The sequence below is a fragment of the Lysobacter sp. N42 genome, assembly GCF_004344885.1.
In genome coordinates, this window is the sequence record NZ_SKFB01000001.1 from 227,797 (window position 1) to 246,084 (window position 18,288).

An 18,288-nucleotide genomic window follows, 5' to 3' on the forward strand; every position below is an offset into this window, starting at 1 on the left:
TATGAACGACAACGTTGAACTAACAGCTGATTCAGAATTGGGAGAACAACAGTCCTTACCACTTGGCTTCGTGCGTGGTGAGCCTGTTATTGAACGCCCAGAAGACTTGTATATTCCCCCTGAAGCTTTAGAGATCATGTTAGATGCTTTTTCTGGGCCCATGGATTTGTTGTTGTATCTTATTCGGCGTCAAAAAGTAGATATTCTTGACCTTCCTATACTGTCGATAACGAAACAGTATATGGAGTATGTGGAGCTCATGCGTGAGTTAAAGTTGGAGCTCGCAGCCGACTACTTAGTTATGGCAGCTATGCTTGCTGAGATTAAGAGCCGGTTGTTATTGCCTAAACCTCCTTCTGAAGATGATGAAGAAGAAGACCCAAGAGCCGAGTTAATTCGTAGACTGCGAGAATATGAAGTTATTCGTGAAGGTGCTCATCAACTCGACCAACAGCCACAACTGGAACGTGATTTCTTTTTTGCAGCGGCGACCACTGACGCTAAAGACTTAGCTGCCCATACGCCGCCGGAAGTGTCGATGGAAGAGTTAAGTTTGGCGTTAGCGCGAGTTATGCGGGTTGTACAAGCTCAAACGCACCATCATATAAAAAGAGAAGCACTGTCTACCCGAGAAAGAATGAGCGCAGTGTTAGAACGCTTAGCGGATAATGAAAACGTAGATTTCATTACTTTATTTAAAGTGGAAGAGGGTAAGCCGGGTGTTGTGGTAACTTTCTTAGCTATTTTAGAGCTCAACAAGGAAGGTTTAATTAAACTTGTTCAAGCCGAGCCGTATTCAGATATTTATGTCAGTCGAGCTAGTGAGCAAGCTACTGAGCTAGAGGCGTAATATGATTAACGATAAACAGTTAAAGCAACTGGTTGAAGCAGCTATTTTTTCGTCCGAGCAGCCGGTAACCATTGACCAGTTGCTCACTGGCGTGTTGGCTCAGTACTCATTAAACAAGCCTCGTATTCGCCAGGTAATCGATCAGTTACAAAATGAATACAACGAAAAAGGTGTAAACCTTGTCGAGTTAGCTTCGGGCTATCGGTTTCAAACGCGTCCAGAACTTGGTCCCGCATTATCTCAAATGTGGGCAGAACGCGCACCTCGATACTCAGCAGCGCTGATGGAAACGCTGGCGCTTATTGCATGGCGACAACCCATAACTCGCGGTGAAATAGAAGCGGTTCGTGGCGTTTCGGTAAGCACGCAAATTATGAAAACCTTGCAAGAGCGAGGTTGGGTAAAGGTTGTTGGTCACAAAGAAGTTCCTGGACGTCCAGCTCTTTTTGCCACGACCAAGACATTTTTAGACTATTTTTCTATTCAATCCGTGGCGGATATTCCTGCTTTAGCAGAACCGCCAGAGTCCGACACGCGGGAGCGTGACAATCAAGAGGAAATACCAAGTGGATAACACTGAAAAGTTGCAGAAAGTATTAGCACGAGCTGGCGTTGGTTCCAGACGCGAAGTTGAGTCGATGATTAAGGCTGGAAGAATTCGTGTGAACCAGCAGGTTGCTCACTTAGGAGAGCGTGTGGGTCCCGGCGCCGATATTCGCGTTGACGGACATAAAGTAAAAGTTCCTGATGCTGATGCCGTACCGTGCCGTGTAATTGTTTACCACAAACCAGAAGGGGAGCTAGTTACAAGGAAAGACCCAGAAGGCAGACCCACTGTTTACGAATCGTTACCGAAAGTGAGTAATGGCCGATGGATTGCTATAGGTCGATTAGATATAAATACTTCTGGGTTATTGTTATTCACAACCGACGGTGAGCTTGCGAACCGTATGATGCACCCGAAGTATGAAATTGAGCGTGAATATGCGGTGCGTGTATTCGGTGAAGTTACTGAAGCGAATGTGCAGCAGCTTAGAAAAGGAATTCAGCTCGAAGACGGCATGGCGAGCTTTAAGCAAATTAAGCGTCGCGGTGGTGAAGGCATTAATCAATGGTTCCATGTTGTACTTACAGAAGGACGTAACCGAGAAGTAAGGCGTATGTGGGAAGCATTGGGGCTTACTGTAAGTAGGCTTATGCGCATTAGAATGGGTGACCAATTGCTACCTAAAGGCTTAGTTCAGGGTGGCTGGCTTGATTTGAATTTGAAAGAAGTAAACCATTTACGCAGTTTGGTTAAAATGCCAGAGCTAGAGTCGGCACCGGTGATTACCAAGGAAGATAGGCAACGAGACATGAAAAGAGCCAGACGCTCAAAACAAGCGAAGTATCAAAAGAGGTCCTAAGCCTTGCCAGCAAGTTTGGTCCCCGAATGGATTCCTAGTAAGGCGCTTTGGTTACGTTGGCCGGAGCGCCCCGATGTTTGGCCGAACCACGGGAAAGCTACTCAACAAGAACTTCTATTGTTATGCAAAGCTTTGCGTGACTCTACAGAAGTTAGTGAGATAGCGATTAATCTTATGGTGAGTACCGCATCTAGTAGTTATGTACACAACCAACTCGCACAACATAACCTCACTCACGTCCAGTTATTTGAAGTCGCCTATGCGGACCTGTGGAGCAGAGATTGCGCTCCTTTAGTCTGTTCCGACGGTAGCTTGCACCACTTTAATTTTGATGGCTGGAGTGGCATTGACCATCAATGGCAACTCGATATTTCAGCAAGAAACTGGTTGAGCCAAAAGCTACAAGCTGAAACGCCGAGCTTGCTGATTGCAGAACATGATTTTGTCTTAGAAGGTGGAGCAATTCATACCGATGGGCAAGGAACCGCGCTTGTATGTGCCGGTAGCTTGTTACAAAGGGAAAAGAATAAACATTATTCAACTCAAGATATCGAAGCCTTACTAAAAGACGCTCTGGGTTTGAAGAAAGTGATTTGGCTTCCAGGAACAATGTCCGCTGACGAAACGGGTGGCCATGTGGATAATATGGCATGCTTTTTAGCACCTGGTGTGGTGGCTGTGAACGATACTGATTACTCGAATGAGCTGACTACGCGCCAGACACATCCAGATCATCAACAATGTTTAGCTGTAGAACGCGTGCTTAGCGAGAGAACCGATGCTAACGGCAATGCATTTGAACTGGTGAAATTACCATTGCCTATGCCGCCAAGATTAACTATGGAAGAGTCTTGTGCTATCGAGTCGTCGAGTAGTGTGCGTGAAAGGCCAAGTCAAATGCCTTTGATGGCAACCTACGTAAACTTTATAAGATTGAACAATACTATTGTTTTGCCGGCATTTGGTTGCTCGTTAGATCAAACCGCTAAGTCGATAATGACAACTCACTTTCCACAATTCGAAATTATTCAGACACCTTGTCGCGCCCTTCTGGTAGGTGGTGGAGGCTGGCATTGCGCAAGCTGGAATGAACCTGATTTTGAGAAGCTAGCAAAACTATGAAAAACAAAGACCCGCAACAGGAATTGAACGACGACGAGTCGCAAATTGAAGAGCGTGCAGTTGGATTACTTAGTCGACGTGAACACAGCTATGTGGAGCTGAAGCGTAAGTTAATCCAAAAGGGTTTCGAGAGTGATGCAGTGCTGCGCGTACTTAACAAACTTCAGGAAAGGGGTTGGCAATCCGATCAAAGGTTTAGCGAAGGGTTTGTGCGGCAACGGATTATGCAACGCCGTGGACCTTTGAAGATCAAGTCCGATCTTATGCAAAAGGGAATTCACTCCTCGCAAATGGAAGAGGCGATGAGCGTTGAAGACGTTGACTGGAAAACATTGGCTGTAGAAACATTGGTAAGAAAGTTTAGAGAGCCGGCAAAAGGCGACTTAAAAGCCCTTGCCAAGAGACAAAGGTTTCTTGCTAGCCGAGGCTTTTTGCCTGATCACATTCGTTACGCGATTGACGTTACAGAAAGCGATGATTGGGACTGGGAACACGCTATATTCTAACGCCAAAGCGTGGTATATTTTCGCCTTAATTTCACGCGTTTTCGCATAGTTGCGAGAGCGCTTCAGTTGTAAATCCAATAAGTTAATTCGGGATAGCATTCCATGAGTATGACAAGTGCTGAAATTCGTTCTGCGTTTTTTAAATTTTTTGAAGACCGTGGCCACACTGTGGTTCCTAGTGGTTCATTGATTCCCGGAAACGATGCAACACTGTTATTTACCAATGCCGGAATGGTGCCTTTTAAAGACGTATTTTTAGGGACTGACAAGCGAAACTACACCCGTGCGACAAGCTCTCAGCGCTGCGTAAGAGCTGGTGGTAAACATAATGATTTAGAAAATGTAGGCTATACCGCACGTCACCATACGTTTTTTGAGATGCTGGGTAACTTTAGTTTTGGTGACTACTTTAAGCGCGAAGCTATTCAGTATGCTTGGTCTTTCTTAACTGAAGAACTGAAACTACCTAAAGAAAAGCTTTGGGTAACGGTGTTTGAAGAAGACGACGAAGCATACGATATCTGGGCGCAAGAAATTGGCGTAAATGAAGACCGTATCAGCCGTATTGGCGCAAAAGATAATTTCTGGCAGATGGGTGATACCGGGCCATGTGGTCCATGCTCTGAGATCTTTTATGATCACGGCGAAGAAGTGTGGGGCGGTCCTCCGGGAACTCCTGAAGAAGACGGTGACCGATACATCGAAATTTGGAATTTAGTTTTCATGCAGTACAACCGTCAAGCCGACGGTACGCTAGACCCATTGCCGAACCCTTCAATTGACACCGGTATGGGATTAGAGCGCATTGCGGCGGTAATGCAGCATGTTCACTCGAACTATGAAACTGATACCTTCGTTGCGCTCATCAATAAAGCAGCTGAACTTACGCACACTAGCGATCTTTCGCAGCAGTCTTTACGTGTAATTGCAGACCACATTCGTAGCTGTTCGTTTTTAATTACGGACGGTGTTTTGCCTTCTAACGAGGGACGCGGTTACGTTTTGCGTCGTATTATTCGCCGTGCTATTCGTCATGGGCATAAGCTTGGTACCAGTGAACCATTTTTCCATAAGTTAGTTGCAGAATTGGTTCGTCTTATGGGCGACGCATTCCCTGAATTAGCGAAGGCCGAAAAGGCTATTGTAAAAGCGTTGCAGCAAGAAGAAGACCAGTTTGCTAGAACTGTGCAGCGCGGATTAAGTTTGTTAGAAGACGCTATGTCCGACTTAACTGAAGGTGACGTTCTGGCTGGCGATGTTGCGTTTAAACTTTATGACACATATGGATTTCCGCTTGATTTAACGGCCGACATTACCCGCGAAAAAGGTATTAAAATCGACCAGAAGGGTTTCGATGACGCGATGGCCGAGCAGCGTGAACGCGCGCAAAAAGCTTCAAACTTTGGCGTTGATTACAACGCTCAAGTTACTTCAGCCACTGTAACTGACTTTGTTGGCTATACAGAAACACAAAAAGACCAGGCCGAAGTCGTTGAACTATTCGTTGAGGGTAGTGCGGTAGACGCTGTTGCTCCGGGCACAGAGGCAACTGTTGTGCTGGCGCAAACTCCTTTTTATGCAGAAAGTGGTGGTCAGGTTGGCGACCAAGGCGTGTTTAACAAGGCAAGTAGTGAAGTTTTCGTAGTACAAGACACCCAATACCTAGGAAAGGGGATTGGCCATGTGGGTAAGGCTACTCAAGCTTTGAAAGTGGGTGATAAGGTCGAGGCGGTTATTAATGCTGAGCGCCGAGCGGCTATAAAGCGTAATCACTCCGCAACCCATTTAATTCACGCTGCGTTGAAAAACATTCTTGGCGACCATGTAAACCAGAAAGGTTCGTTAGTTGAAGCTGAGCGTTTCCGCTTTGACTTTTCCCATAGCCAAGCCTTAACAGCGGATGAATTGAAGGCCATTGAACTTCAGGTGAACCAACAGGTGTTGGCAAATCACACTTTGAAAACGCAAGTGATGCCTATCGAAGAAGCAAAAGCAGCTGGCGCAATGGCATTGTTTGGCGAAAAATATGACGACGATGTCCGTGTTGTTTCCATGGGGGAATACTCTATGGAATTGTGTGGTGGCACGCATGTTGAACGCACAGGCGACATTGGCTTATTCCGTATTTTGTCTGAGGGCGGTATCGCATCAGGCGTACGCCGTATTGAAGCGGTTACCGGAGATGCTGCATTGGCATTTATGCAAGGGCAGTCTGAACAGTTGCGAACACTGGCTTCTGTATTGAAAACCGATCCAAATAAAGTTTCGGAGCGTATCCAACAGGTACTTGAGAAGCAAAGAGGCTTAGAGAAAGAACTTGCTGATTTGCAGAAAGCAGCATCGGCTGAAGCTGGAGCCAAGCTCGCAGATTCTCCGGAAATGATTCATGGTGTAAAAACCGTTATTGCTTCTATACCGGGTGCAGATCCTAAGGGCTTGCGCGAGTTAGTAGACCAACTGAAAACACGCTTACAAGAAGGTATTGTACTTATTGCCGTCCCTGGTGATGACAAAGTAAGTTTAATTGCAGGTGTGTCAAAAGGACTAACAGGCAAAGTTAAGGCTGGTGAGCTAGTAAACGTAGCTGCTGGATATGTTGGTGGTAAAGGTGGCGGACGGCCTGATATGGCTCAAGCCGGTGGTAACGAACCAGCACACACAGAGAAAGCATTGGCTGAAGCCAAAACATGGTTAAATGAAAAGCTTGGATAGTTTGGTCGCATAACCTATTAATTTCAGCGCTGTTTTGAAATGTTGTTACTCCTGACTTAATAAGTTGTGCTATGCTTTTTGTTAGAGAGCAAGGTCAGCAGGTGCTGTTTACATAAGTAATAATTAATATACTACTTATGTTATAGTGTCATTCTTAATCAACTTGATACTATGCGTGCGCAGTAGCGCTTCAGTGGGAAACTCGAAGCCTATTTGGAATCGGTATTGAAGGAGCCAACTAAATGCTAATCTTAACCCGCCGGGTAGGTGAAACACTCATGATCGGTGATGACGTCACCGTGACTGTTCTGGGTGTAAAGGGAAATCAGGTGCGTATTGGTGTTAATGCGCCCAAGGATGTCTCGGTACATCGGGAAGAGATATACATGAGAATTCAGCAGGAAAAAGACGGGAACGACACTGCTGACGAATAAAGTTTAAATTTAAGAAACCGGCTCTTCGCCGGTTTTTTTGACCGAAATTGAATCATTTTGGCTATTAAAACCGCAATCAGTGGAAGAATTCCTAAAAAGCGTTGACATATTCGCTAATTTCTCTAGAATTCACGCCCACAAGTCGCGGTGAGGTGGCCGAGAGGCTGAAGGCGCTCCCCTGCTAAGGGAGTATAGGGTTTGTAGCCCTATCGAGGGTTCGAATCCCTCCCTCACCGCCAGTTAAAACAACGCGCTCGTAGCTCAACTGGATAGAGTACCTGGCTACGAACCAGGCGGTTGGAGGTTCGAGTCCTCCCGAGCGCGCCAGTTTTAACACATACCAACTTTATGATGCGCTCGTAGCTCAACTGGATAGAGTACCTGGCTACGAACCAGGCGGTTGGAGGTTCGAGTCCTCCCGAGCGCGCCATTTCCTTGTTTTATATCTACTATTACAAATGACACGGCATTTCCTTGCCTTGTACCCTCGAATATTTCTGCGCGTTCTGTACACTTAGATAATTCATTTACTCGTTGGAGTAAATATTAAATTCAGAAGAGCGCGAGTTTATGTCGAATCAATTAATTACAAACGCAGTTGAACTCATGTTTGCAGGAATGGGCGTAGTCTTTTTGTTCTTGCTCGTATTAACTACGGTCACCTATATCTTAGGTTGGATCGCACCGAGTAAAGAACCCGCTCAACGTGAAACTGCCACATCGACCAATACTTCAGATCATTCTTCCATAGTTGCGGCCATCGCTGTTGCTGTGAAGCAGTACCGTAAGGACAAGGGGAGTCAAAAATGAGTCAGCCATTAAAACTAACAGAACTAGTGCTAAGAGACGCTCACCAATCATTGTTGGCAACGCGGTTTAGACTAGAAGACATGCTTCCTATTGCTGAGAAGCTAGACCAAGTTGGTTATTGGTCTATGGAGAGCTGGGGTGGCGCGACTTTTGACTCTTGCATTCGTTATTTAGGCGAAGATCCTTGGGAGCGCTTAAGAGAAATTAAGAAGGCAATGCCAAACACGCCTCAGCAAATGCTGCTGCGCGGACAAAACCTATTAGGCTATCGTCATTATGCTGATGACGTAGTAAAGCGCTTTGTGGAGCGTGCTAAAACGAATGGTGTAGATGTTTTCAGAATTTTCGACGCCATGAATGATGTACGTAACCTAAAGACGGCTATTCAAGCAACCATAGACAATGACGGACATGCTCAAGGCACAATGTCTTATACAGTGAGCCCGGTGCATACGCTTGAGAAATGGTTAGATATGGCTGAAGAGCTTGAGTCTTTGGGATGTCATTCGATTTGTATCAAAGACATGGCCGGGCTTTTACGTCCGTACGATGCACATGAATTAATCACTGGCTTGAAAAAGCGAGTTTCTATTCCTATCGCCATGCAATGCCACGCAACAACTGGTTTAAGTACTGCAACGTACATGAAAGCCATCGATGCTGGAATAGACATGTTAGACACCGCTGTATCTTCCATGAGCATGACTTATGGCCACACAGCAACTGAAACTATTGTTGCAACAACGGAAGGCTCTGAGCGCGATACAGGTCTTTCTCTCGAGCGTTTGGAAGAGATTGCTACATATTTCCGTGGAGTACGGAAAAAATACGCCAAGTTTGAAGGTGCGCTTAAAGGCATTGATGCGCGAATTCTGTTGGCACAAGTTCCAGGTGGCATGCTTACGAATATGGAAAATCAACTGCGTGAGCAGGGGGCTGCGGATAAATTTGATGAAGTACTCGCCGAGATACCAAAGGTTAGAGAAGATTTAGGTTTTATTCCTCTGGTTACACCAACCTCTCAAATTGTTGGTACTCAAGCTGTATTAAACGTTCTTACTGGGGAACGGTACAAGTCTATTTCGAAGGAAACAGCTGCTGTACTGAAAGGTGAGTATGGCGCTACAGCTGCACCAGTGAACGAAGACATTCAAAAACGCGTGCTTGACGGTGGCGAAGCCATTACATGCAGACCAGCGGATTTGCTTGAGAACGAATTTGATAGCATCAAGAGTGAGCTTCAAGAAAAAGCCAAAGCGTCTAACATCGAACTTGCTGAAGATTTAGATGACGACGTACTCACATATGCGTTGTTCCCACAGGTAGGGCTTAAGTTTCTTGAAAATAGAAATAACCCAGATGCTTTTGAGCCAGCTCCAACGGGAGAAGAAACGACCAGTTCAGCAACTCCTCAATCAAATACCGGCTCAGAAACTTATGATGTGCGAGTGGACGGCAAGGTGTTCAATGTTGAAGTAGGTCCGAATGGTAGTCTGCAAAACATTAAACAAACCTCATCTCAAAAAGAAGATGCTCAACCTGCTCCTAGCACGACTGGAAATGGTGCTGAAATAAATGCTCCATTGTCAGGCAACGTCTGGAAAATCCTTGTGAAGAAAGGTGATCAGGTCGCAGCAGGGGATGTCGTTATTATTCTTGAAGCGATGAAAATGGAAACTGAGATCAGAGCTGAAGAGGGCGGCATAGTTCAAGATTTACACGTCGCAGAAGGCGCAAGTGTTCAGACTGGAGAGGCGTTAATTAGCCTGCAGGGAGAGTAACCAAAATGGACATTCTTAATACACTTTGGGAGTCAACAGGAGTTGGCTCGCTGTCTCTCGGCATGGCTGCGATGATAGCGGTAGGCTTATTGCTTATTTACCTAGCCGTAGTCCATAAGTTTGAACCCTTGCTACTACTTCCTATTGGTTTTGGAGCCATCCTGACCAATATTCCATTGGCCGGATTAAACGAAGACGGTGGCTTGCTGTATTACCTTTATGCGGCGGGTATCAGTACAGGTGTATTTCCGTTGCTGATCTTTATGGGTGTTGGTGCACTGACGGACTTTGGCGCATTGTTGGCTAACCCGAAGGTCATGGTACTTGGCGCCGCGGCTCAATTTGGTATTTTCGCAACCTTGATTGGTGCGGTGGCTTTGAATGTTGTGCCAGGACTCGAGTTTACACTTCAACAAGCATCGGCTATCGCGATTATTGGTGGGGCAGATGGTCCAACCGCTATTTATCTAGCATCACAGTTGGCACCAGAACTATTGGGTCCCATTGCTGTGGCTGCATATTCTTACATGGCTCTTGTACCGATTATTCAACCGCCGGTTATGCGTTTATTAACAAACGAGAAAGAGCGAAAAATTCGTATGGTGCAGCTTAAGCCTGTGTCTAAACGTGCGAAAATTCTATTTCCATTGTTAGTGTTATTACTTACTGCGATGCTGTTGCCTACCGCTGCTCCTTTGGTGGGAATGTTTTGCTTGGGGAATCTGATGCGCGAAAGCGGCGTAGTAGAGCGTCTAAGTGGTGCCGCGCAGAATGAGCTCATTAATATTGTAACGATTTTCCTTGGCTTGTCTGTGGGCGCACAGTTGTCAGCTGCCAAGTTTTTATCGGTGCAAACGCTAGGCATTTTGGTACTCGGTGCGATTGCCTTTGTTATTGGAACAGCAGCCGGCGTGCTTATGGCGAAGCTTATGAACGTATTTAGCAAGCAGCCAATAAATCCGCTTATTGGTGCTGCTGGGGTGTCTGCAGTGCCTATGGCCGCGCGAGTGGTGAACAAGGAAGGCTTAAAAGCCGATCCGCAGAACTTCTTGCTGATGCATGCCATGGGACCAAACGTCGCCGGCGTACTTGGCTCTGCGGTTGCTGCAGGTGTTCTATTGGCACTTGTTGGCTAAATGAACTAGTCGAGCTGCGTAAGCCACATCATTAACGTGTAAAACGCAGCGATAACACAGCTGAAAATGAGGATATACAAGAACCCTTGTTTTCCTTGTTTGAGGCTGTAGCCCCTTGTTTGTAAGTAAAATACCCAAATGAGGCAGAGCACTAGTGGTATTAAGAAGAGTAGTCTAATCATTGCTTTGTCTCGTTGTTTAATTCAGTTTGAACCATCTGTAAGTCATGTGACGCTTGCTCTGCTTGATCGAGCAGGGTCTCTAACCCCATAATTTGGTCTGCAATTGCCCCGGAGTCTTCCGCGCTTGCTGCAGTTTCTAACGCAGCTGCCTTTTTGTGCAATGCATTTAGCCCTAAATTACCAGCCGCACCTTTTAAGGTGTGAAAATAACGTCTGGCTTCATCGTACTTTCCTTTATAAATGAAGTCAGACACTTTCTGAGCACTTTGTCTGTATTGTGCTACAAGTTGCGACACCAATTTAATATAAAGGCCTATGTTCTGATTAAGGCGCTTTAAGGCACCTTCGAAGTCGACACCCTTTACAATCGGGTAACGCACAGTGGGTGCGCTCGTTGTTTCTACTTTAGGTTTAATTTCTTTCTGCTCGTATGGACCTGGTAATGCCCATTTGTTGATCTGGTTAATCAAGAACTCTTCGTCGATAGGTTTAGGAATATGTCCTTGCATACCAGCAGCCAGTGACTTCTCTATATCTCCACTCATTGCATTCGCAGTCATCGCTAATATAGGAAGTTGTTGATAACTAAACTGCTGTCGAATCGACTCTGAAGCTTTATAGCCGTCCATAATAGGCATTTGAATATCCATAAGAACAAGCGCGTAAACGCGGTTTTGAACTTGCTCTACGGCTTCTTGCCCATGATTTGCAATGTCGACCTGAAAACCTAAGTTTTCCAGTATTTCTCGGGCCACATGCTGGTTCACTTCGTTGTCTTCGACGACCAAAATAGGCGCGTTACGTAGTGACTCAGAAATTTTGTGTTCTGATTTCGAAGCCTGCCCGTCTTCAAGCTGTGATTTTGTCTTGAATACCGCTGAAGAAATGACGCGCGCAAGCGTGTTTGTTGTGTAAGGCTTGGTAATAAAGTCTCGGGCCCCAACTTGTTTAACTTTTTCAGCTAATTCTTCAGCATAGTAGCCCGTCGCAATAATCATTTGCGGGCAATTTTCTTCACTAAACTCTTGGTGTACGCGCTCTACTAACGTTACGCCGTCGATGCCAGGTAGCCGCCAGTCGATGAGCATTACCTGGTAGGGCTCTCCGTTTTTCACCGCCTCATGTAGAATATCGAGAGCTTGCTCACCTGTTCGTGCCACTTTTGCGTCCATGTCGTATGAGCGGAGTGTTTCGTATAGCATTTCACGAGTACTTAAATTGTCATCTACGGCAAGAATACGCGTGCCGCTTAGCTTTTCTAATATGAGTTGATGGTGAGACACGTCTTGGTCGCTTTGAATAGGTAACGCCAACTCAATGTAGAAGGTAGAACCTTGTCCTTGCGAACTGGTTACACCCATATCTCCGTTCATAAGGGTAATAAGACGACGCGAAATAGTGAGTCCTAAACCTGTTCCGCCAAACTTCCTCGTGGTAGAAGAGTCGGCTTGGGTGAATGCCTGAAAGAGGTTTGCGCGCTGCTCTTCGCTCATACCTATGCCAGTGTCGGTAACCGAAATACGCAAGTAAATTTGACTGGAAGTTTGCTCGAGCAAAGTACAGGTTACGGAGATTTCACCTTCTTCGGTAAATTTAATGGCATTGCTCACAAGGTTGATCAACACCTGACTTAAGCGCATTGGGTCGCCCAGCAGCATCGTGGGAATATTTGCTGGAAGGTTGATAATAAACTCTAGGTCTTTGTCATAGGCTTTGTAGGCGAACATATCGGCTAGTGTGCCTAAGACTTCGTCGAGGTCGAAAGGAATTCGCTCAATCGTAAGCTTATTAGCCTCGATTTTGGAAAAGTCGAGGATATCGTTAATAACCCCGAGAAGAGCTTTAGAGGAACTGTCTATGACTTTCAAGTAACGCTTTTGCTTAGCGTCGAGCTCGGTTTTTAATGTAAGGTTAGCCATTCCGACAATAGCGTTTATCGGCGTGCGAATTTCGTGGCTCATATTGGCAAGAAAGTCACTTTTAGACTGGTTCGCATGTTCTGCTTCATCTTTCGCTTGTTCCGCAGCTATTTTCGCTTTTTCCATTTGCTCAGAGGCCGCGCGTACACTAGTAATGTCGTAGTAACTACATAACACGCCAATAACTTCGCCATATTCTGAGTATAAAGGAACACAGCTATGCTCTACCCAGCGTTGTTGGTTGTTCGCATCTGTAATTTGTAGCGACAGCTCTCGGGGGAGGTTCTTGTCCTGATTTTTCAAATCTTCTGTGGTGAAGTTGAATAGGGCTTGATTGGCTTGAAAGCTTTCAAAGTTTTCAACACTTTCACCAATGATATCTTCAGGTTGTTGAAAGCCAAAATCTTTGAGGAACGCTTGGTTTGCACCCAAAAAGTTCATATTTTGGTCGAACCAATAAACTCGATTGGGTAAATCGTTAAAAACTTGCTGGAGTAATTGTGTGCTACTTGGTGCAAAAAATGCGGGTGAAGCTGTTGCTGTATGAAGCTCGCTGTCTTTCCAACCCGAACGTGTTTTCCAGCCATAAACCAATGAGGCAAGTAGTAAAACCACCAGCAAACCAACAGCTGGCGTTTTGGGTAACAAAAATACACATACCAAACCTAAGGCATTAAATAACCAGTATCCGTGTTGGAACCAAGTCCAGATTTTTGGACGAGATGTTGCGTTCAATCGCAGCTCCTTTGTATGTATTTTTCTGTAGAGTGTGGCAAACTACGCGGCATCATATCAAACATTAACTGGAACGTTATGCAGTTACATTATGGACTTGCGCCAGACGCTTTGTTGGAGCTACCGGAAATTCGTAGTAGCTTGCAACATTTACAAAGAGGTATTGAACGCGAAGCACTGCGCATAACACCTCAAGGACGTCTTGCAACCACGTTACACCCAGAAAGTCAGTTGGGCGCCACGCTTACGCATCCGCATATCACCACAGATTATGCTGAAGCTCTTATGGAATTTATCACACCTGTGGCAAGGTCGGTACAAGAAACACTGGCTCAGTTGCGTGATCTCCACCGTATTACGTTTAACGCAATTGGTGACGAATTGCTGTGGCCATTGAGTATGCCGTGCTATGTAAACGAATTAAGTGATATTCGCATTGCGCAGTATGGTTCTTCGCACACAGGGCAAATGAAGCAAGTATACCGCAAGGGCTTAACTCATCGGTACGGCGCGATGATGCAAACGATTGCCGGCGTGCATTATAACTTTTCTGTACCAGACTCGTTTTGGAAAGCGTTATCGCAGGCGAACGGAGAAATTGACTCAGTAGAATATCGCTCGAGCCGTTATTTTGCGCTTATACGTAATTTCAAGCGGTTAGCTTGGGTTATTCCATACTTCTTCGGGGCTTCTCCTTTGCTTTGCCAGTCTTTCCTGAAACACGCAAATGGCGATCTTGAGCTAGAAAAATATCCTGGCGGTTGGGCGGGACTGCCATACGCCACTTCATTAAGAATGAGCGATTTAGGCTACACCAACAAAGAGCAAGCTGAGTTGGGTATAACTTACAACTCATTGGAAGAATATGTCGCGGGCTTGCGCAGAGCCGTGTTCACGCCGTCAAAGTCTTTTGAGGCTATTGGCGTTCGTGCGGGTGATGACTGGAAGCAGCTCAATAGCAATATTTTACAAATTGAAAACGAATTCTACTCGCCAATTCGCCCTAAACAAGTTGCGAAATCTGGTGAAACTCCAACACAAGCCCTAGAGCGGGGTGGGGTTGAGTACATTGAGGTTCGAGCATTAGATGTAAACCCGTGGAGCTCAGTAGGTATTACTGAAACCCAAATGCGCTTCCTTGATATGTTTTTATTACATTGTTTAATTTCACCGAGTGCTGACCTGTCTATTGAAGAGCAATTAGATACTGAACGTTTGGTGACTGAGGTTGTACTTGAGGGAAGAAAGCCGCACCTAGTGCTAACCGACGAAGCTGGAGCCATTTCAGTACAAGAGCGTTTGGAAAACCTTTTTGAAGCGTTTCAACCTATCGCTGAAGCATTAGATGAATCTCGTGAAAGCACGCCTTACCACGACGTAATCAATGAACTAACGGTTGCTATCGAAGACCCTGAGCAGACTATGTCTGGCAAGTTGTCTGCGCATCTTCAGAATTCTGTAGGTGATCAAGAGCATCCAGCAATGGTTTGGGCTGAACAGTATAAACAGCAGTTGCAAACTAGCTCGCTGGAGTTTTATACGAGTGAACATGTTGAACAATGGCGAGAAGAGTCTTTAAGCGCAAAAGCCAAAGTAGAGCAAGACTCTGAAGGTTCGTTTGCTGAGTTCTTGGAAGCTTACTTTAATAGGGCTCAGGAAAAAAAACAGCGCGCCGAATGGGGCGCGCTTAAATAAGATTTACAACTTTTCCAGGGGATGAAGGCTTACATCTTAACCTTTCAGTAAGTATGAGTGCGGGATAAGAAAAAGGTTCAAAAAAATGCAGAAAAAATTTTTAGCGCTTACAGCCTCGGCGATTTTAGTGACTTCTCTTGCGGGCTGTACAACGGCTCCGCCCCGAGAGCCGGAAAATATTTGTAATATATTTGAAGAACGTCGCGACTGGTGGAAAGACGCTAAACGAATGCGTGATGAGTGGGGCGCTCCTATTCATGTACCCATGGCGATGATGTATCAAGAAAGCTCCTTCCAAGCTCGAGCTCAGCCTCCTCGCCGCTATGTTCTAGGCTTTATCCCTTGGGGCCGGATTAGTGACGCGTATGGTTACGCTCAGGCAAAAACCATGACTTGGGACGACTATATTCGTGAAACAGGAAGTCGCAGAGCGCGCAGAGACAACTTCGGTGACGCTATCGACTTTATGGGGTGGTTCATTAGCAAGTCTCAGCAAATAAACGGCGTATCGAAGTGGGATGCTTATGCCCAATATCTCAACTATCACGAAGGTTGGGGTGGCTATCAGCGCAGAAGCTATAACCAGAAGCAGTGGCTAATCCGCGTGGCGCGTCAGGTCGATGAGCGCTCTACGCGTTATGCACAGCAGTTAGCGGGTTGTGAGAAAGACTTGAACCGTGGATGGTTATGGCGTTTGTTCTTCGGTTAGAAAAGTAATTTAAAAAAGCGAGCTTAGCTCGCTTTTTTTCTGGACTTTTTCCGAGTGCTAGGCAGGATACGAACCTCTTTAATCACACTATCGGTGACTTCGATAATTTCAATGCGATGGTTCGCTATTTCCACACACATGACGCTGTCTGGAATGTCTCCAATATGCTCTGTTAACAAGCCATTGAGTGTTTTTGGACCGTCGATAGGGAAGTTTAACTGCAACTCTTTATTGAGTTCTCGTAGGTTAGCCGTTCCTTCAACTACCATGCTGCCGTCTTCTTCACGGGTCATGTTATCGGTTGTTTGACCTGCGATTGTTGTCGTGAAGTCACCCACGATCTCTTCAAGAATATCCTCTAGTGTAACTAGACCTTGAATGTCGCCATATTCGTCAACAACTAACCCGATGCGTTCTTTATTTTGCTGGAACTTCACAAGTTGCACGTTCAGCGGCGTTCCTTCTGGAATAAAATAAATGTCACGCGCAGCTCTTACTAACGAGGGTTTGTCGGCTTCATCTTGGTATTTAGTAATGAGTCGAACCATGTCTCTGGCGTGAAGGAAGCCGATTGCGTCGTCTATTTCACCGCGGAACAATACGACCAACGTGTTTTGCATATTAATTAACTGGCGCGTAATTACGCCCCAGTCTGCATTGATATCAATAGCATTGATGTCGTTGCGCGGAATCATGATGTCGTCTACGGTCACTTTTTCTAAATCGAGAATGCTAAGTAACATTTCTTGGTGTCGAGACGGAATGAGTTGGCCTGCTTCGTGAACTACAGTACGAAGCTCTTCAGCGGACAACGTGTCCTTTCCTGCAGCTTGTGGGTTAATACCCATCATGCGCATAAGACCATTGGTAATGAAGTTAACAGCTGCAACTAATGGGTAGAATATTTTGAGCATTGGCTTAAGCAGCCAAGAGCTAGGAAAAGCAATGCGCTCTGGATGCAATGCAGCAATTGTTTTCGGCGTTACTTCGGCAAAAATGAGTACCATAAGTGTCAGTACAACGGTGGCTATAGCGATACCGTAATCACCGTAAAGGCGCATACCAATAATGGTAGCGATAGCCGATGCGGCTATGTTTACTAGGTTGTTGCCGATAAGAATCAGACCGATCAGCCTGTCGGGTCTGTCGAGCAGGAAAGAAACGCGCCTCGCGCCACGGTGGCCGCTTTGTGCTAGGTGTCTCAGGCGATACCTGTTAACCGACATCATGCCAGTTTCAGAGCCCGAAAAGTAACCAGAGATAAGTAACAGAATGCCTAGTGCGATAAACAGCGTACTAAGGGGAAGTTCGTCCAAGTTATTTTCCTGTTATGAATACGAGGTTACTAATGTATGGACGCGCGCGAGGATGTCAAGTTCTCTTTTCAACGAACGTGATTAAGAGATAATCACGTCGCGAACAATTCGGCTACCAAAATACGCAATACTTAGAATAATTGAAGCAATAATCGTCCAAATAACAACTGGACGACCGCGTGCTCCATTGAAGTAATGAACCGCAATAATTGAGCCATAGCCCAGCCAAGCGGCGATAGAAAGTACTGTTTTATGGAGCTGTTCAGAGGCAAACAAGTTATCTACAAACAAGAAACCTGCGACAATAGCTAGCGAAAGCACTATTGTGCCGGCAGTCAGAAGACGAAAGAAATATTGTTCTACAGACATAAGCGGCGGTAAGCGCTCGTCTAACGCTTTTGCAGAACGTTGTTTTAATACCTTGTTCAGGTGAAGGATTTGCAGCGCGTATAAAGTGGCTAGTAATAACAAACTAAATGCCAACAAAGACAATACGATATGTACAACCAATCCTACCGATAAGCTACCGGTGGTTTGGCTCGATGAACCTGCGAACAATAACGCAAGAATAACGCTGACTAAGGCAAAGCCAAATATGGCCGGGCGCAACATAAGCGAAGCAAGCTGTTGCCCTCTACTGAGTGAAAAAACGCCTAATAGCCAAGCAATTGCTGTAAAAGCGGTCAGGAAGTCGAGTGACTCCATTCCCATACTGTTAATAATGATGGCGATAAAGAAACCGTGAAGTACGACTGCACTGACGCTGGTAACGGTAACGCGTTGCTGCAAAGTACGAGAGGCAGTTAATCGCTGGTTAAGGAAATAAATAGAAAATGCGTAAGCGACCAGGCTCAGAAGGGCTAGTGTGCTAGAAAGAATAGGCGCAGTCATTTTATTATCCTGATTTTTGAGAATGATTCGCATTAAGATTTTGAGATTATAAGCGGTTTCATCGCCAAACCCAAATGCTTTAAG

Annotated in this window: 15 protein-coding genes and 3 tRNA genes; 15 read left to right on the forward strand and 3 right to left on the reverse strand. The window is 45.6% G+C overall.

Annotated elements, in window-relative coordinates; translation table 11 throughout:
• Position 1 precedes the first annotated feature (1 nt).
• The 13 genes from EYQ95_RS01210 to EYQ95_RS01270 all read left to right on the forward strand — a co-directional run bounded on the left by EYQ95_RS01210 (position 2) and on the right by EYQ95_RS01270 (position 10,757).
• Positions 2–850, forward strand: a complete 849-nt coding sequence (locus EYQ95_RS01210; RefSeq protein WP_207801083.1) for a ScpA family protein — start codon at positions 2–4, stop codon at positions 848–850.
• Position 851: 1 nt separating this feature from the next.
• Positions 852–1,424, forward strand: coding sequence for an SMC-Scp complex subunit ScpB (gene scpB, locus EYQ95_RS01215; protein ID WP_111914605.1), 573 nt, complete (start codon positions 852–854; stop codon positions 1,422–1,424).
• On the forward strand, positions 1,417–2,256 hold the full coding sequence (gene rluB / locus EYQ95_RS01220; protein ID WP_111914604.1) for a 23S rRNA pseudouridine(2605) synthase RluB: 840 nt from the start codon (positions 1,417–1,419) through the stop codon (positions 2,254–2,256). The genes scpB and rluB overlap by 8 nt, the downstream gene beginning before the upstream one ends.
• Before the next feature lie 3 nt (positions 2,257–2,259).
• Positions 2,260–3,378, forward strand: a complete 1,119-nt coding sequence (locus tag EYQ95_RS01225) for an agmatine deiminase family protein (RefSeq protein WP_111914603.1) — start codon at positions 2,260–2,262, stop codon at positions 3,376–3,378.
• A complete protein-coding gene (locus tag EYQ95_RS01230) occupies positions 3,375–3,884 on the forward strand; it encodes a regulatory protein RecX (RefSeq protein ID WP_111914602.1) in 510 nt (169 codons plus the stop codon). The genes EYQ95_RS01225 and EYQ95_RS01230 overlap by 4 nt, the downstream gene beginning before the upstream one ends.
• Before the next feature lie 108 nt (positions 3,885–3,992).
• A complete protein-coding gene (gene alaS, locus EYQ95_RS01235) occupies positions 3,993–6,596 on the forward strand; it encodes an alanine--tRNA ligase (protein ID WP_370451214.1) in 2,604 nt (867 codons plus the stop codon).
• Between the two features lie 242 nt (positions 6,597–6,838).
• Positions 6,839–7,030, forward strand: coding sequence for a carbon storage regulator CsrA (csrA, locus tag EYQ95_RS01240; protein WP_111914600.1), 192 nt, complete (start codon positions 6,839–6,841; stop codon positions 7,028–7,030).
• 146 nt (positions 7,031–7,176) lie between these two features.
• Positions 7,177–7,269, forward strand: a tRNA-Ser gene (locus EYQ95_RS01245).
• An 11-nt stretch (positions 7,270–7,280) separates the two neighbouring features.
• Positions 7,281–7,357: transfer RNA gene (locus EYQ95_RS01250), tRNA-Arg, on the forward strand.
• Positions 7,358–7,383: 26 nt separating this feature from the next.
• Positions 7,384–7,460 (forward strand) — tRNA-Arg (locus EYQ95_RS01255).
• 140 nt (positions 7,461–7,600) lie between these two features.
• A complete protein-coding gene (locus EYQ95_RS01260; RefSeq protein WP_111914599.1) occupies positions 7,601–7,840 on the forward strand; it encodes an OadG family protein in 240 nt (79 codons plus the stop codon).
• Complete coding sequence (oadA, locus tag EYQ95_RS01265; RefSeq protein WP_111914598.1) at positions 7,837–9,621, forward strand: sodium-extruding oxaloacetate decarboxylase subunit alpha; 1,785 nt, start codon at positions 7,837–7,839, stop codon at positions 9,619–9,621. The genes EYQ95_RS01260 and oadA overlap by 4 nt, the downstream gene beginning before the upstream one ends.
• Before the next feature lie 5 nt (positions 9,622–9,626).
• Positions 9,627–10,757: a sodium ion-translocating decarboxylase subunit beta gene (locus EYQ95_RS01270; RefSeq protein WP_111914597.1), complete on the forward strand. Its 1,131-nt coding sequence runs from the start codon at positions 9,627–9,629 to the stop codon at positions 10,755–10,757.
• A gap of 178 nt (positions 10,758–10,935) precedes the next feature.
• On the opposite strand, the gene EYQ95_RS01275 is transcribed toward EYQ95_RS01270, so the two are convergent.
• Positions 10,936–13,593, reverse strand: a complete 2,658-nt coding sequence (locus EYQ95_RS01275; protein WP_111914596.1) for a response regulator — start codon at positions 13,591–13,593, stop codon at positions 10,936–10,938.
• A gap of 78 nt (positions 13,594–13,671) precedes the next feature.
• Here EYQ95_RS01275 and gshA point away from each other — a divergent pair, with 78 nt between their 5' ends.
• Together gshA and EYQ95_RS01285 are read left to right on the forward strand one after the other, a co-directional pair.
• Positions 13,672–15,288, forward strand: coding sequence for a glutamate--cysteine ligase (gene gshA / locus EYQ95_RS01280; protein WP_111914595.1), 1,617 nt, complete (start codon positions 13,672–13,674; stop codon positions 15,286–15,288).
• A gap of 85 nt (positions 15,289–15,373) precedes the next feature.
• On the forward strand, positions 15,374–15,997 hold the full coding sequence (locus EYQ95_RS01285) for a hypothetical protein (RefSeq protein WP_111914594.1): 624 nt from the start codon (positions 15,374–15,376) through the stop codon (positions 15,995–15,997).
• Between the two features lie 23 nt (positions 15,998–16,020).
• Here the strand turns inward: EYQ95_RS01285 and EYQ95_RS01290 are convergent, their stop codons facing one another.
• The gene (locus EYQ95_RS01290) at positions 16,021–17,313 is read right to left on the reverse strand and encodes an HlyC/CorC family transporter (protein ID WP_111914593.1); all 1,293 of its coding nucleotides are present in this window, start codon (positions 17,311–17,313) and stop codon (positions 16,021–16,023) included.
• Between the two features lie 81 nt (positions 17,314–17,394).
• Complete coding sequence (locus tag EYQ95_RS01295) at positions 17,395–18,204, reverse strand: inner membrane protein YpjD (RefSeq protein ID WP_165831935.1); 810 nt, start codon at positions 18,202–18,204, stop codon at positions 17,395–17,397.
• Positions 18,205–18,288: the final 84 nt, after the last annotated feature.